The sequence below is a fragment of the Parabacteroides sp. TM07-1AC genome (assembly GCF_003480915.1).
GTDB classification, from domain to species: Bacteria; Bacteroidota; Bacteroidia; order Bacteroidales; family Tannerellaceae; genus Parabacteroides; species Parabacteroides chongii.
On record NZ_QUKD01000009.1, the window covers coordinates 231,006 to 248,084 of the forward strand.

Genomic DNA, 17,079 nt, shown 5'->3' on the forward strand with positions numbered 1-17,079 from the left:
AATGATTATTGGTAACTTCTGTTTTCCCATCCCGGATTCTGAACAAAATTGTCGTTTACTTCCAATGTAGAGCGTGCAAATGGCAATTTGTAGTATACGGCATCATTGAATTTTCGATCATAATATACACTTTGATCAATCGTGCGAACATAGAAGTAAGGTGTGAAATATTTGGGATCACTCTTCGGTGCTAAATATCCGTTGCTTCCTATTTCTTCACTTTCAATACCTTTACGGAAGATAAACATACCTCTCGGGTTTTTGTTTAATTCGTCAATGACTGTTTTACCTTCTGATTCTCCCCATCTGAGCAAGTCGAAATAACGGTGTCCGGGTACTTCATAGGCAAATTCTATGCGACGTTGCAATTTGTATTCTTCCCAAAGATCGTGACCTACTACTGAAGCGTCGAAATTATCGAGCCCTGCACGATTGCGAATCTGATTAATTGCGTCTAACGTTTCGTTTTCTTTACCCCCTAACTTATATGCAGCTTCGGCATAATTCAGTAAAGCTTCTGCGTATCGAACCATGAAGTAGCAGGAGGGGGATTGTGTGTAATTAACAGTTCCGTTTTCGTTGAAACGTCCGATCGTATATTTCGCTGCGTAATAACTTGTCACTGTAGATTGTGCAGCACCGGTAATATCTAATTTTTCGGTGTGATGATAATAGGTTCCCAGTGAGCTGTATTTCTCACTTTTAGTCGGTTCGGAAAAGTCAATCCAGGTACGAATCAGATACCTTTCATTTTCAACACCGGCATAATAAGTACTGTCATACAGGATCGTTGCATAGAAACGTTTGTCTCTATCAGTATACATGTTCAAGTAATTTTCACTGGTAGCGGTAAATTCTCCATTTTCGTTTTTACTTAGTCCGAGTTCCTGTGACTGAGTTGTTTTCCACCATTGCATCCATTTTCCGGTAGCCTTGTCCTTCTGATAGTAGCAATCAACTAAGTCTTGAGTCGGATATGCACCTCCGCGTCCGCCATCCCAGTCAGGACCAAAGTCTGTTGTTCCTCCGTACATTTTAGCCCAGGAAACGGGGTGTGAATAATTTCCAGGATTAAAACCGGATCTGTTTGATTCATTAAACATGACCGGCCAGATAGATTCAACCGATGTATGGGCATTAGGCTTGTTAAATAAATCGGCATAATTAGGTTCCAAAGCATATTTTCCTATTACCGATTTAGCAGCGTCATAAGCCATTTGATAATAATGTTTGGCATCTTTTGTGAATTTGTAAAGCGCTTTGCTTTCGGCAGAACCTGATAATTTATCGTATAATCCTTTGGCTGAAGCTTCTGCTGCACAAGCGGCTGCCAGTGCACTGCGTGATTTCAGAACTTGTACGGCATCTTCGTTGAGTAAACCTAATGTTGGTTTAGCCGATACTTTTTTGAATAAATCCAACGCTTTATCGTAATCGTTCAGAATCTGATCGAAAACTTCTTCACGACTGTTTTGGGGAAGCATTGTTTCATCGAAAATGGTCATTGTATTGGTGACAATCGGCATGATACCCCAATATCGTTCCATATCGGCATAATATAAAGCACGGAATGCATAACTTTCAGCCAATAACTGACTTGACTCTGCTTCGGTGATATTTGGAACACTTGGGATTCGTTCGATGGCCATATTGGCTTGACGAATTCTTTTATATCCATCTCCCCAAGGAGCTCCGACTATGCCCGCACTATTCAGTTCGTCATATCGTCTGGCATTGTAGTCGTATTGACGAAATGTGTTCTGGTCACGGTCTATATTTCCACATGCATTATCAGACCATTGTTCTGCCTGGAATGCTTGGTTGGCTCCCGCAGGTCCCCATAGATAGAATTGATTGACAAAAGTACGAGATAACTGTGCATTTGCCCAAAATTGATCTTCAAATACGCTGGTAGTCGGATCGATTCCCAGTGGATCGCAGCTGGACAGACAAACCGCAGTGCATAAAGCTAGTATATTTAATTTTTTCATTTTGTGTATGTTCTAATGTGATTACAATGTTAATGTAGCGCTCAAAGTGAACGAACGTTGAGTAGGATAACTACCCAGTTTGTTGCCTCCCCAAATGGAGTTTGCCGGTAAGTATTCAGGGTCGGTTAAATTGTGGAATGGATTCCCTTTCTTAACCCAGGTACAGACGTTGTTGGCAACAAAGTTGACTTGCAAACCTTTGATATAACTTACGTTTTTAAGAACCCGACGTTTCAGGTCATAGCTGACGCTGATATTTTTCAACTTCAGATAAGATGCATCATATACCCACTGATCGACATAATTGTATCCCCAGCCATAGCTGGAGTTGGTTGGTAACGGCAGTTTATTGGTGATAGGATTGCTTGGTGTATATGATTCCGGATACAGATACTTTCCATAATTCCAGTAATAATCCTGTTGTGAGCGGGCCGGTGAAGTTACATCGCCGGTTACATGTCCTGCTCCCTGGAGGAATACTTCAAAACTGAATTCTTTCCAACCTAAGCCTAAAGTGATGCCGTAAAGAGATTGGGGGACTATACCGCCTCTTTCATCCACAACCTGGTCACCTCCGTTCAGTACGCCGTCTCCGTTCAGATCTTTCATACGGAAAGTACCTAATGCGTGGTTGCGTCCAAAGTGCATATATGAGTTATACATATCTTCATACGAAGTAAACAGACCATTTGTTTGCCAGGAAACGTTGTATGTCTTTTGTTCATTATTCTTTCCTAAATCATTGAGGTATGGATAGTAATAGCTTTCATCTTTTTTGGCATGTCTAACTGCTACTTTTTCCCAATACGTATAGTTTGCTCCAATTCTGTAGGTGAAGTCACCGATGCGGTCATTCCAGTTCAAAGAAAATTCAACACCACCTTTATGATTTGTTACATAAGGAGCATTCATTTTCGGAGTATTTGGTAAACCTAAGATAGGAGTGTATGTTATCTCTGGGTTCATATCGATTTCTTCCCCTTTGTTGAGGTATAAATAGGTATCAAACGAACCGGTCAAACGTTCATTTAAGAAACCGAAATCGACACCACCACTGATTTGTTGTGATTCTCCCCAGGTCAGATTGCTGGATACATTTGTTTCTGTCCAAACAGAATTGGAGGTCATGTTCTCCCCCAACAAGATGTTATTAGCCTTACCGTCATTTTTGGATAATCCATATTGGTTCATATAACTGAATGGAGATGCCAGTTCCTGACCTACAACACCGTAACCGGCACGGATTTTGAAGGAACTGATTATATCTTTGTTAATGATATTTTTAATGAACTCTTCCTCTGTTAATACCCAGCCGGCAGATGCTGCGTAGAAAAATCCCCAGCGTTTATCCGGATGGTAACATAATGAACCATTGTAGTTAGCACTTAATTGTAGCAAATACTTGCTATCATAGTCGTAAGTGATACGTCCTACATAGGATGCTGACCCCCACAGTCCCTCAGTTCCTTTCATTTGTTGCATTGTAGCTCCTGCTTCGATTTGTGGAGTATAAATGGAAGGATAACCGTAGGCTTTAGCCATGGTCGAATTGGTTCTGCGTTTCTGACTTGTGTAATTGATCATCGCTGTCAGATTATGTTTGCCGAAAGAACGGCTGTAATCAGCTTGCAGGATACCGGTTGTCAAAGAATAGTTGTCCCATGTCTGCGATAAATGAGCATCATTAGGATTATAACTTTTTTCCTGTGTTGCATAAGGATTGGCATATACACCAACTTCCGGATGTTCGAATGTTTTATTCATCGAATTACTGTAGTTGAAGTTTACACTGCTACTGACAGATAACCCTTCTACCCAGGGCAAGCTCCATTTAAGTCCGATATTCGTTTGTAAACGATAGTCATCCGTATTATTGAATCCGGTACGTAAGCGCGAATCTAGCCCTCCGGCTTTCTCCAAACCGGTAGTCCAGTTCTGAGGCTGGTTGTGCATTTCACTACCTTCGATCAAGACAGAATTGAAAATTCCGTCGCCACCTTGTGGTTGCTTCTTTTTTGCCATTACCCCATTTAGGTTTAATGTAAACTTCAGACTCTTGTCTTTCAATAAATAGGCATCTGTGTTGACAATTGCATTATACTGTTCGTAGTCGTAACTGTCACTGATACCGGATTGTTTCATGTAACCTAAACTGGAATAATATCTAACCCTTTCACTACCTCCACGTACACTTAGGTTTGTTTGGGTCATCGGCTGAGTATGGTCGAAGAAGTCCCAGGCATCGTAATCACCATAATAATTTTCAATATCTTTCCCTTGTGTTACGAATGGGTTGAACAAATCGTTTATGTCACTGAGTGAATATCCTAAATCGTATTTCTGGTTGACCATGTCGGTGATTTCCTGACGACCATATCCTTGCCCGTTCAAATATCCCATGTAGTACTTTGACATTTCCGTCGCATTGAAAGCAGGATTCTCAGCCATACTGGCGGCATACAATTCGTTTTTCTTATTTACATAATCCCATGTACTCATTGCTTTAGGTCTGTAAGATGGTGTCATCATTGTAATTTTCTGACTTAATGATATTTCCAACTGACCTTCTTGCCCTTTTTTTGTGGTAACCACCACAACACCATCGCTTGCACGAGGACCGTATACAGCTGTAGCAGACGCATCTTTCAAAATACTCATAGATGCAATGTCGTCAGGACGCAAACGGTTGAAGAATACTTCCCCCTGGCTGGTTTCCATTACTACGTCGTCGATTACATATAAGATATTACTACCACCACGGATCCAGATCTTGGAAGTTTCACCCGGTGCACCTGAACGTGCCTGGGAGATGATACCTGATACACGGCCTCCCAATCCATCACTAGGAGATGTTACCGGTAACTTGGCTATCGATTCGATTTTTACGTTAACAGCGGCGGCTGTTAAGGTTTTAGTTTTTTGGACACCACTAAAACCGGTTACAACCACTTCGTCCAAAGCTTGTGAGTCTTCTTCTAACTTAACATTAATGGATGGTTGTCCTGTGTACTTGATTTCCTGGGTGGTATAACCAACGAAAGATATCTGGATGATACTTCCATTTTTTACTCCCTCCAATGTAAAATTACCGTCTATGTCGGTAATAATACCGTTTGTGGTTCCTTTTACAATGACTGATGCTCCGGTTACGGGACCGAATTCATCTTCTACTGTTCCCGTCACTTTCCCGTTTTGCTGGGAAATGTTCACGCTCGGTCTGTTGGGAGTCGTGTCTGCTTTTATGCTCTCGGGAGAACATAAAATGCCTGCAAACAACATGAGACCAATCGGTTTTAAGTTTTTCAACATAACTGATTTAGTTTGAATTAATATTGATTAAAAATAGGTATAGATCTTTCCAACGTTTTGAACTGTGTTATTCCTACTCTCTGAACTGATTTTAAAGTTCTATTTTAGCCTGTTCTTTTAAAGTGTTGTAAGTATTTTCCTATTCTGACTCGGAGAATTTACTGTTTACGGCAGCTAATTGACCGTCGTCGCGTTCAGTTAATTTGTTAGGGGTTAATTTCCCTGTAATGCTACGCTTTTTAGGCTCTGTTAATGTCATAATATTATTAATTTAATTAGTTCGTAGAGAACTATGGTGTATATGGCTTGATTAAACATAAAAGAGTGTTTTTTGTCTAATTTTATTTCTCTTAAAAACGGATTATGCAAACTAATTATCGGAAATAGTCAACTAATAGTCGATATTTTTTATAATATTTGCAAAATAATTAACCATAGTTCTCTACGAACTCAGGTCGATTATAGAAGAGTTTATTGGGCTAAAAAATCTTTTTTTAGGTTATAGTGTTTTACTACTCGTGAATATTATAGCATTTCTATAAATCTTATTTGTGGATGATTATTTTGTACTCGTTATTTGAAGAAACGTTTTTATGTATTTTTTTTATAAAAATAATCGAGGGGTAAAAGTCTATATAATAAATCTTTTTAAGATGTTTGGTTCAATTATTGTCAGATGTGAATTTTTCAATATTTGGCAAATATGAACCTAGTCAGATCGTATTCTGCGTCATCTGCGTTCCTTAATTCAAACCGGATATTTATCTAAAGCTTTTGTTTTCAACAGATTTTAGTGTTAATTGTAGATGTTATAGATAATATGATTTTTTAAATTTCACTTGATAATAATCTTGTTAGTCACCGACTTGCTTATAGAGTGAAAAATCTATGCAGTTGCCTTGGACTATTATTTCTTTCTCAGTTCGAACAAGTTCTCCCTTTTGTGTTCTCCCTTCTATAACTACTGAATAAGGACTGTTCCCATCTGCCGTATAAAACTCGACAAATGTTTTCCCTCGTCTATTTGTTTGGATATTAGGATTCCAGTAGATGGTAGTACGCAAATCGGAAGTCTCGTTGTTCTTCTGTTGTAGAGTCTCATATTTGGGAGAATAGAAAGCTATCGGTTTCTGATGACCCAGTAACTGTACTTGTTGTATGTTTTTGGGTATGTAGTCGTATGGTTCCGCTTCTTTTTTTAATGTAATGGCGATAAAAGCTGATCCGGTCATAGGGAACCATGCTAATCCTTCTGCAGCTTCTTTGTTGTAGTCGATTTGTTCAATATCCCGTAATTGTAATGTCTCTAATATCATTTTAGTAGTTTGTGTATCATAAATGGGAAATCCATTTAAAATGATCTGAATAGGTTTTGGGTTAGAACTTCCTAACTCCCTTGATTGGAATAAACCTTGTGGCAGAATTATTAGCCCAGGTAGTCTGGATGCTAAAAATGAGGGAAGTTCTATCATCGAAGACTGTTTAATATCTTCCTCTTTGATGGTTATAGCACTAGGGATACTTTCATAAGGTGTTTTATATCCTTTTTTTCTGGCTGTTACCACAACATCTTCCAAGAATATATTACGTATGCCGTTTTCGTATGTCATTCTTCTGTTTGTCTTGTCCAAAAATTCAACTGATGCCGGAAGATCGGAATAGGGGTAGTTTGCTGTGTATTGGAAGGAATGAGAACGGACAGGCCATATTTGATCGGCTTCCGGAAAGGTTTCCGGGTCGAGCGACAACAGTACATTCCTGCCATTCTTTTTCGTTGTTGCCTGTATGTTGTAGATCGTGCTGTCCGGGAACTCGAAAAGATAGAACTCGAACTTACCGTCTTCTCTGGCATGAATCTCTTCCAAAACCCTTTCTTTGGGGATATGGATTTGTATTTTGGCATTGGCAATCGCTTTGTTGCCGACCAGCCGTTTAACGGAGCCGGTAATTCGTTGACTGGCTTCGGGGAGGATGACCGGTTGCTTGTAGTCGGCTGTCAATGCATTTTCTACATTATATTTTCGCCACCCTTGTGTCAGCATCAACAGGTCCAGCCCCTCTTTGCGTACGTTATTGTCTCCTCGGAAATACCATCCCGGATCTTCGATATACCCTTTTAAATCGGAAGAGAGCAGGAGAGAGGTGTATATGGTATAGGAGGAATCAGGCAGGATATCGGCATTGTCGGTGACGGCGAGAGAGAAGTTACCTTGTACGGGTTTACCTTCTGCATCCTGTAATGTGATATCCAGACGTACTTTTTCCCTTTGGGTATATGTTTCCTTATCAGTCTGTATATGGGCTGTAACTTGTTTTTCAGATTGAACGAATACTTGGCGTTCACTGATTATTTGACCTTGTGAAGAGAGTAATAACAGATGTATGATGCCGGGCGAGAATGCCTTTTTGTCGATACTGATTCGATGGGTTTGGCGGAAAGGTTGTACAAACAGCGGAAAACCTCGTTGGTGGATTAGCAAAGTTTGTGTTTCGTCGGTAGCGATCCCGTTGGAGTAGAGGATATTTATGTGATAGTCGTCGTTGCTTTCTTCTACCTTCAGCGTATTTATGTTTGTTTCGGCGGCAGGCAGTTCGAAGCGTTTTTCAACACCGGCTTTGGAGATGCACTCTGCATAGTACTTTTTACCTGTTTCCGGAATCCAACTGAAGTGTCCCATACCGGCATGTAGCGTTTGGAAAGAACAGACTTCTTTTCCGGCTTCGTCTTTAACGGCTCCGGTTATGTCTTCGGATAACCCGTAAGTATTTAGTGCTTTGAATGCCATCGTCGATGAAACTCCGGCAGGCAGGTTCCCTCCTTCAGGCATGAAATCGACGTGGTAGTCGTTGGCCGGAAGCGAAACGGGCAGGAATTGCTGGAAGTTGGCTGCTTCCAGTTTGATGACTTTATGTTTATATTTGTCCGGAGATATTTTGAACCGGCATTGTTTTCCCTCTGTCCAGTATTCAATTTTACCGTTTTCGTCGTAAATGGATATGTTTTCCAGTGGAATTTTTTCCTTTGTGAGGGTATTGGTCAGTCCGATCAATCCTTTGATTTGGTTTTGCTGTGGCTTCCCTTCAAAAGTGACGGTTGTTGCCAAAGAGTGGCTGAAAGGGGAAACGATATGTATCGGTTTGCGGAAAAAGTATTCCTCTCCGCTGTTCGTCATGTAACGGGTATAAGCCCTTATGATATATTCTCCGGCAGGGATATCTTCCTCCAATGGCAGATAACCATAAAACAAGCCGTCTTTATCCTCTCTTATTTTGACTCTTGAGACTACGTTCCCAAAAGGATTGATAAGTTCGGAATAGATATAGCGGCTGGTGGTTTCCGGTTGGTTGTTAACGGCATTCACCAGATATGCCCTGAACCAAATCGTATCACTGCCGGCATATACCGATCTGTCTGTATGTACATGAATTTTTTCGTTAGGGAACAGACAGCTTTGCTGCCAAAGTCTATTGCTGATAGTATCTGGAGGTATGTTCTGAGCAACGGAGGTGAAGGTTGTCAGAGTAGATAATATAAGGTATACGGCTTTTTTCATAACATTCTTTATTTGCTGTAAATATGCAAATAAATATTTTATTTGTCACCAATATATTGTGACATTATAATTTAACCGGAATCTTTAAAGTAAACCGGCTCCCTTTCCCTTCTTCTGACGAGATCAGGATATCGCCTTCCAAACGTTCGGCAATCGTTTTGCAGATGGAAAGGCCCAAGCCTGTCCCCTGGGCGAATTCGTCTTGTTTATAGAAACGTTCGAATACTTTTTCGATGGCTTCCCGGGAAATGCCGATACCAGAGTCTTCTACATAAATATAGACATTGTTTTCTTCCCTTTTGTATTCATATCCCAGTTTGATATAGCCTTTCTTGGTAAATTTGACTGCATTATTAATGAAATTCGTGATTACTTGCGTAAATCTGAAGCGGTCGACATGTACCTCGATATTTGAAGGGGGAGCTTCTTTAATGAATTGGAGATGTGCAGGGATCAGCAGATGGTGTGTCTGATATATTTCACTGATTAAATCATTTAGCTTGAATGTTTCAAAGCTGAATGTCATACGGCCGGATTCGATGCGCGACAACTCCAGGATATCATTGATCAGTTTTAAAAGCAGATCACTGTTTTTATTGATCGTCTCTTTAAATATCTCTTTTTCTTCTTCCGTGATATCGTTCTCTTCCTGTAACAGATTGGAAAATCCAACGATTGCATTTAAAGGAGTTCGTATTTCGTGACTCATATTTGCCAGAAAAGCAGATTTCATTTTATTGGCTTCTTCTGCCTTTTCCTGTAAGATCATCAACTTTTCCTCTTTGTCTTTGAATGATTGTATATTCAGACACAGACCTATAACCGTTTGTTCGGAGTCGACCATCTCCTCACTGTGATTATAACGAAGTTCCCACCAGCAATACCCTTTCCCATCAAAACTGAACCGGCATTGGATGGTCGTCTCATCCCATTGTCCGGTGTAAATATCCCGGATATGACTGCGCAAATGTTCCCGGTCATCCGGATGTGTTATGGCTAATAGTTCAGTAAGAGACATATCCCTCGGCGTGACCTGGTTAGCAGCAAAGAAATCATTTTCAAAAATGAAGAGTCCTTTTTCCAGTTTCCATGCATAGGTATTACCACCTTCCAGCGCGAGTCTCAGAAACCGTCTTTCCTTAAATAAATTAATCTGTATTTGTTTTTTGCGGTTGAACTCACGCCTGTACATGAGAATTAACTTGATAATAACATAGATGATCAATATCAGAAATAAACTCCCCCCAATGATCATCGCTTTATGATAACGTTCATAAAATGGGAGATTATAGATGATGCAGCCTTCCGGCAAATCTTCTTTCTTAATGTTGAAGCGTTCCATTTCGTTCCAGTCGAAAGCATATACTTTCGGACTTTCCATAATAGAATAGTTGGTGGGAGACGCTCCGGACAAGATGTCGGCGGCCCGCGCAGAAACAATATCTGTCTGTATATCCAAAGTCGTGAAGTATCCTCCGGTGATCCCTTTGTCATCATTGAATCCGTTGTTGATCACTGTGAAATTAGGAACATTTGCCAGGCGCCCTATCGTCAGCACATCAAAATCGAGGATGATTTGCAAACAGGCCGTATACGGTTTGTTCTGGAAAATGGCTAACAGGCTTTGGGCTGAAAGAAAAGCCGTTTCAGTCGTGTATAAGACAGATTTCCCTGGTTCACCCGGGCAAATTTCCTTAGGATATTCATTCCTTTTTTGATGGTACAAACCAATGCGTAAACTTCTTCCTGTGCCTCTGATCTCTTCCTGGATTGTTTTGAATGACTCCCTGCTCATGAAACGGGCATTCTTGAAAAACAGAATATTGGAAGCACCATATAATTTTTCTATCAGTTCGATTGTTTTCAAGTAATTAGGCTTATCCCAAAAACCGGTGAAGTTGAGATGTTGTTCCAACAAAGCCCAGTTGGGAAAGTTTACGGCGGAAAAGACGACAGGCTTGGTTTTTCCAAGCGGATGACCGCAGGCCATTAAGGTATAAGTTGCCTGATCGTCATTAACCAAAATAATATCTGGATCCCAACTATTTATGGAATCTAAATAGTGGTACATGCGGGTGTTTTCTTCCTGCTCATTGTAACGTTCGCAATCTAGAAAGAACGTCTTCATATTTACCAGGATATCTTTTTTCTTCAATTTTTGGGCAATCAGATCGCTAAACCTGGAGTAGTTTATAAGGTCTTCCGTGTACGACTGGATAATAAGCACCTTATAGGGGGAGTTGCTACCGGCAGCCTCTATATAACCTTTTATTCCAATAGCGAATAAAAAGAAGAACAGCAATATGTGCCAAAAACGTTTCAATGAGTATTCCGTTATTAACCCTGCACTGTAAGTTTAATATTATAATAAACAGTGTTATGCATGTAATATAATCAGGGCATAACACTGTCGTCCTATTCTTTGTTACGAGTGAGCAAAGATAATTAAAAACCAAATAAAATCAACGGTTATTGGCTCTTTGTCGCTTTTTGCGGATAATCCGGATACAACAGGTACTTTTTTCTCATTTGCCTGTACTTGTCCAGTTCCGGTTTCCAGCTGTCACGGATCTCTTCTTCCGATAATCCCCTGACAATCTGATAACGGAGTTCCTTGGTTCCGGCCAACAGGTCGAACCATTGCGGACGGGAGAAAAAGAAAGCCTGTTCGTTCCCGGCTTTATTGTAGAAGTCAAGGAAGAAATGCAGCGTTAATCCTCCCTCGAAAGGATATTCCCGAAGATCGATACCGTAACACTCCTTGTCTTTCTGTAATGGATTCGTGTCAAAACCGGGCAATGATACGGGCGTGAAAGTAAAGTCTCCATATTTTCGGTCCGGAAATCCGATCACCTGGAACGGGTAATAGGTGCCGCGTCCGATACTGATATTGGTCGCTTCAAAAAAGCATAAAGAAGGATATAGCCGGATCGACTGGTCGTTCGGCAGGTTGGGAGACGGCTTGACCGGTAACCAGTAAGGATCGCCATGCCGCCAGTTTTCCATCTTGACGATATGAAGCTTGCAGCTGTCCGGATTGCTTTTGAGCCAGCCCTCGCTGTTGATCATCCAGGCAAGTTCCCCGACCGTCAAACCATGCAACAATGGAATCGGGTCGACACCGACAAACGATTCAAAGCCTTTCTGACGCACCGGACCATCTACGAAGTCATTCGGATTCGGACGGTCGAGCACAAGAAATTCAATGCCGTTCTCAGCACACGCCTCCATGACATAATGCATTGTACTTATATATGTATAGAAACGTGCGCCTACATCCTGAATATCGAATACAACCACATCCAGCCCGCTTAACTGCTCGGCTGTCGGTTTTTTGTTTTTACCGTAGATGGAAACAATAGGAATACCGGTTTTAAAGTCACGACTGTCTTTCACTTCTTCACCTGCATCGGCGGTTCCCCGGAAACCATGTTCGGGGGCAAACACTTTTTTTACCCGGATACCCTGGTCTACCAGTGCGTCCAGCAAATGTTTCTGTTGTTTTTCCAGGATAGAGGTCTGGTTGACGACTAATCCGACCTGTTTGTCTTTCAGTAAGCGAGTGATCACATCCATACGTTCGGCCCCTAAAACCAAAGCACCCTGAGTTGTTGCCGCCTGCAGTTCTGCTGTGAGTAATATGCCGATAAACCAAAGTGTAAGCCTGAAAACTGTTTTCATAATCCGTATCCAACTGTTTATTGCCTGCAAAAGTAGCAAATGTTCGCCTTATTGAAGCTATGAAACGGTTAAATGTGTTTATATTTAACATGTTTGACTTGAACTATCAGGCTTCTTTTTGTGTTGGATTATTACAAACAAAAAGAATAATCATATGGCAACAAGACTTCCAAAAATCAAAGAAAAAGCGAAAACCGAAGCTTTAGTGTTAGATCGTAAAGAAGATCGGTATCCGGTACAACAGGTGTCTACCGAAGGTAAAGTAACAAAGAAAAAGGTGAAAGATGCCGTTAAGGAGATTAATCCGGATTTGAACAGCCTCGGATGCAGAGGTTAGCATTTTATCGGCCGGATAATGGATAGCCAATATAAAATATCAGTATCTTCGCAGTCGGATCGGTTAAAAATAAAGCGTAGATAAAATGAATCCTATTGATATTATATCTAAATATTATCCGGCAGGATCGGATGCCTACCATATCCTGGTAACCCATAGCCGGAGCGTGACGGAGAAAGCATTGAGCCTGGCACGTATGCATCCGGAAATGAATCTGGACATTCCTTTCATTGAAGAAGCAGCCATGCTTCACGACATCGGTATCTTTCTTTGCAATGCACCGGAGATCGGTTGCCTGGGTGATGCCGAATATATTTGTCACGGCTATCTGGGTGCCGACCTGATGCGTAAAGAAGGTTTTCCCCGGCATGCACTGGTCTGTGAACGTCATACAGGAACCGGGATAACGGCGGAGATGATAGAAGAAAGACATCTTCCGCTTCCGTCGCGTGTAATGGTTCCGGTATCGTTGGAAGAGCAGCTCATCTGTTTTGCCGATAAGTTTTACAGTAAGACAAAACTGGATAAGGAAAAGCCGGTTGAAAAAGTGAAACAGAGCCTTTCCAGGTATGGAGAGGAGACCGTTATACGTTTTGATAACTGGTGTAAACTCTTTTTAGGGGAATAAAAGCTAAAGGGCTCATTAATTTATTATACATTTGCACGCTGTAACGATTCAGTTGACAGTTGACAGATGACGGATGACAGTGGCTTCATCTCCTATCTGTCAACTGTCAACTGTCAACTGTCAACTTAATTAATGAGACACAGAGGGCTATTTATCCTATTATATTTCCTCACCGGGGCTTTGATGATGTATTCGCAGGAGCTGGTAGCCCCGCGGGATACCGTATTGCCTGTCATAGGGGATACGATAGCGACAGCTGTCACCGATAGTACGGTCCTTGCTTCCGATTCTACTCAGTCTAAGCAGGTAGGACTGGATGCTCCGGTTATTTATCAGGCAAAAGACTCTATGGTGATGACAGCCGGTAACTGGGCATATCTGTATGGTGAAGGAGATGTCAAATATCAACAGATCGGGCTGCAGGCGGAGAATATCGAGATGAGCCTGGACAGCAGCCTGGTGTTTGCCAAATTCGGTCTTGACTCTATTGGTGAAGAGTTCGGTTATCCCTTGTTTAAAGACGGGGATCAAGAGTATGAATCTAAAACGATGCGATATAACTTCAATACCAAGAAGGGATATATCACGGATGTGATCACCCAGCAGGGGGAAGGTTTTGTTACTGCCGGACGCACGAAGAAGATGGACGACGATGTGCTGAATATGGTGGGCGGTAAGTATACTACCTGCGATGAACACGATCATCCTCACTTTTATATTCAGATGACAAAGGCGAAGGTCCGTCCTAAAAAGAATATTGTGACCGGACCGGTTTACATGGTAATAGAAGATGTTCCTTTATATCCGATCGGCTTGCCTTTCTGTTTCTTCCCGTTTTCGAGTACCTATTCGTCGGGTGTGATCATGCCAACCTATGCCGACGACTCCCAGCGGGGTTTTGGTTTGCGTGATGGTGGGTATTACTTTGCACTGAGCGATTATATCGATTTGGCTGTGACGGGGGAGGTCTATACGAAAGGTTCCTGGGGGCTTCAGGCGCAATCATCTTATAAGAAGCGATATCGTTTTTCAGGGAATTTCAATGCAGCTTACCAAGTAAGTAAGTATGGGGATAAAGGATTGGCAGACTATAGCTTGTCGAAAGACTTCCGGTTGAACTGGACGCACAGCCAGGACCCGAAAGCCAATCCGTACCGGACTTTCTCGGCTAGTGTCAATTTTCAGACATCCAGCTTCGACCGTAACAGTGCCTATGGTATCTACAACCCTAATACGACGAACAATACAAAAGGTTCCAGTATTAATATAACACAGCGTTTTCCGAATAATCCGTTGACGCTTTCGGCAACCATGAACGTGAACCAAAATTCCAAGGACTCGATGATCTCTATGACATTGCCTGACCTGACCATTACTTTGAGCCGTATATTCCCCTTTAAGCGGAAGAATCCGGTCGGTAAAGAACGCTGGTATGAGAAGATCTCCATGAGTTACTCCGGATATTTCAGAAATAGCATCACGACAAAAGAAGATCAGCTGTTCAAGTCGAACCTTATTAAAGACTGGAAAAACTCTTTTGAACATAGCATTCCGGTCAGTGCTACATTTACGGCATTCAAGTATATCAATATCTCTCCTTCGTTCAACTACAAGGAAAGCTGGTATACCAGCAAGATCACCAAACAGTTCGATCCGCAGCTGAACACGCTGGTAAATCGGGATACGACTTACGGATTCTATCGTATTTATAATTATAATGCATCTTTATCGGCATCTACAACACTGTATGGTTCTTATAAACCGCTACCTTTCCTGGGAGATAAAGTGCAGATGATTCGCCATCGTATGGAACCGTCGATCAGTATCAGTGCCGCTCCTGACTTTGGCAGCAGTATTTTCGGGTTCTATGATCATTACCAGTATATCGATACCAATGGCGATCCGATCGACTATGTGTATTCTCCTTTTGCCCACAACGGTTCTATTCCTAGCGGAAAGCAGGGAAGCCTGAACTTCTCGTTGGATAACAATGTCGAAATGAAGATCAAATCAGACAAGGATACTACCGGTTTCCGTAAGATCAGTCTGATCGACAAGTTATCATTGGGCATGAGCTATAATATGGCGGCAGATTCTTTCAAGTGGAGTGACTTGTCTGTCGGGTTACGTTTGAAGTTCTCGAAGAGTTATACCTTGAATCTGAACGGGCAGTTCGATACCTACACCTATGGTGCAGATAAGAACGGAAAACCGATTCGACTGGATATTCCCCGTTGGAAAGCCGGTAAAGGTATCGGGCGTTTACGTTCGACAGGAACCAGCTTCTCTTATACTTTCAATAACGATACCTTCAAGAAATGGTTCGGAGGTGAGACGGACAGTAATATCCCGGAAGATAATGTGGGTGACGGAGAACTCGAAAATCTGACTGCGGAAAACCAGGACGGAGAAAATCCGGATGGCGAAGGAAAGTCTGAAGGCGGACGTTTGCGCGGCAAGAAGAAAGATACCGGTGAGTATGATGCCGACGGTTATCTGATCTCGAAGATCCCCTGGAGCCTTTCTTTCAATTACAGTATGCAGTTGCGTTACGGTGATTTCGATCCTAACCGGTTAGAGTATAAGTATAAGCTGACGCATGCCCTGAGTTTTAACGGAAATATTCAGCCGACGAAGAACTGGAGCTTTAATTTCAATGCCACGTACGATTTTGACAATAACAAAATTTCGTTCATGACATGTAACGTGACACGTAACCTGCACTGTTTCCAGATGTCTGCAAGCTTTGTACCCGTAGGGCCTTATAAATCATATACATTCTCTATTGCGGTAAGCTCTTCGCTGCTGAAAGACTTGAAGTATAACCAGAGTAGCTCTGCCCGGGAAGGACAGAGCTGGTATTAATTACCACTCTATCGGTTCTTGCCCGGTGGCTATCAAATAATCATTTGCTTTACTGAAATGTTTGTTTCCGAAAAATCCCCGGTAAGCGGAGAGGGGAGAAGGGTGTGCCGATTTCAATATCAGATTGCGTGAAGCATTAATGACCGCCCCTTTGCGTTGTGCATATGAGCCCCAAAGGATATAAACGATGTGGCTGCGCTCTTCTGCCAGTGTACGGATCACGGCATCGGTAAATGTTTCCCATCCCCGGTTCTGATGTGAGCCTGCCTGGTGTGCACGGACTGTCAGGGTGGCGTTCAATAGCAGAACACCCTGGTCTGCCCAACGCAAAAGGTTTCCGCTTGGTGGCATGGGTTTGCCTAGGTCGCTTTCTATTTCTTTGAAAATATTGATCAGGGAAGGAGGATAAGGCGTTCCGTCCTGCACGGAAAAGCAAAGGCCGTGTGCCTGTCCGGGTTCGTGGTAAGGGTCTTGTCCTAGAATGACCACTTTCACTTTATCGAAAGGACAATGTTCGAAAGCGTTAAAGATGTATGGTCCGGGAGGATAGATAGCACCGTGGCTGTATTCTTGTTTTACAAAGTTGATTAACTCTTTGAAATAATCTTTTTCAAATTCGGGGGCTAACCGCTCTTTCCAGCTTTGTTCGATCTTTACGTCCATAACTTTATAATTGAAAATTGAGAATTGAAAATTGAGAATTGAGAGTCGCTT

9 protein-coding genes are annotated in these 17,079 nt (G+C 41.9%); 3 read left to right on the forward strand and 6 right to left on the reverse strand.

Annotation, left to right across the window (positions count from 1 at the left end; genetic code table 11):
- Nucleotides 1-5 precede the first annotated feature (5 nt).
- From DXD68_RS17840 to DXD68_RS17865, 5 genes are all read right to left on the reverse strand, one after another.
- Entirely contained in the window at nucleotides 6-1,991 is a 1,986-nt protein-coding gene (locus tag DXD68_RS17840; protein ID WP_122362863.1) for a RagB/SusD family nutrient uptake outer membrane protein, read from the reverse strand.
- Between the two features lie 21 nt (nucleotides 1,992-2,012).
- Entirely contained in the window at nucleotides 2,013-5,300 is a 3,288-nt protein-coding gene (locus DXD68_RS17845) for a SusC/RagA family TonB-linked outer membrane protein (protein WP_122362864.1), read from the reverse strand.
- An 854-nt stretch (nucleotides 5,301-6,154) separates the two neighbouring features.
- Nucleotides 6,155-8,854 carry a TonB-dependent receptor gene (locus DXD68_RS24550; RefSeq protein WP_233577213.1) on the reverse strand — a complete coding sequence of 900 codons (2,700 nt, stop codon included), beginning with the start codon at nucleotides 8,852-8,854 and terminating at the stop codon, nucleotides 6,155-6,157.
- A 64-nt stretch (nucleotides 8,855-8,918) separates the two neighbouring features.
- Complete coding sequence (locus tag DXD68_RS17860) at nucleotides 8,919-11,177, reverse strand: ATP-binding protein (RefSeq protein ID WP_122362865.1); 2,259 nt, start codon at nucleotides 11,175-11,177, stop codon at nucleotides 8,919-8,921.
- Between the two features lie 146 nt (nucleotides 11,178-11,323).
- Entirely contained in the window at nucleotides 11,324-12,535 is a 1,212-nt protein-coding gene (locus DXD68_RS17865) for an exo-beta-N-acetylmuramidase NamZ domain-containing protein (protein WP_122362866.1), read from the reverse strand.
- Nucleotides 12,536-12,689: 154 nt separating this feature from the next.
- Between DXD68_RS17865 and DXD68_RS17870 the strand changes: the two genes are divergently transcribed.
- The 3 genes from DXD68_RS17870 (at nucleotide 12,690) to DXD68_RS17880 (ending at nucleotide 16,365) form a co-directional block, all read left to right on the forward strand.
- Complete coding sequence (locus DXD68_RS17870) at nucleotides 12,690-12,872, forward strand: hypothetical protein (protein ID WP_122362867.1); 183 nt, start codon at nucleotides 12,690-12,692, stop codon at nucleotides 12,870-12,872.
- An 85-nt stretch (nucleotides 12,873-12,957) separates the two neighbouring features.
- Nucleotides 12,958-13,500 (forward strand): HDIG domain-containing metalloprotein, encoded by a 543-nt coding sequence (locus DXD68_RS17875; RefSeq protein ID WP_122362868.1) that lies wholly within the window; start codon nucleotides 12,958-12,960, stop codon nucleotides 13,498-13,500.
- Nucleotides 13,501-13,632: 132 nt separating this feature from the next.
- A complete protein-coding gene (locus DXD68_RS17880; RefSeq protein ID WP_122362869.1) occupies nucleotides 13,633-16,365 on the forward strand; it encodes a putative LPS assembly protein LptD in 2,733 nt (910 codons plus the stop codon).
- Here DXD68_RS17880 and ung read toward each other — a convergent pair whose 3' ends face one another.
- Entirely contained in the window at nucleotides 16,366-17,028 is a 663-nt protein-coding gene (gene ung, locus DXD68_RS17885) for a uracil-DNA glycosylase (protein ID WP_122362870.1), read from the reverse strand.
- Nucleotides 17,029-17,079: the final 51 nt, after the last annotated feature.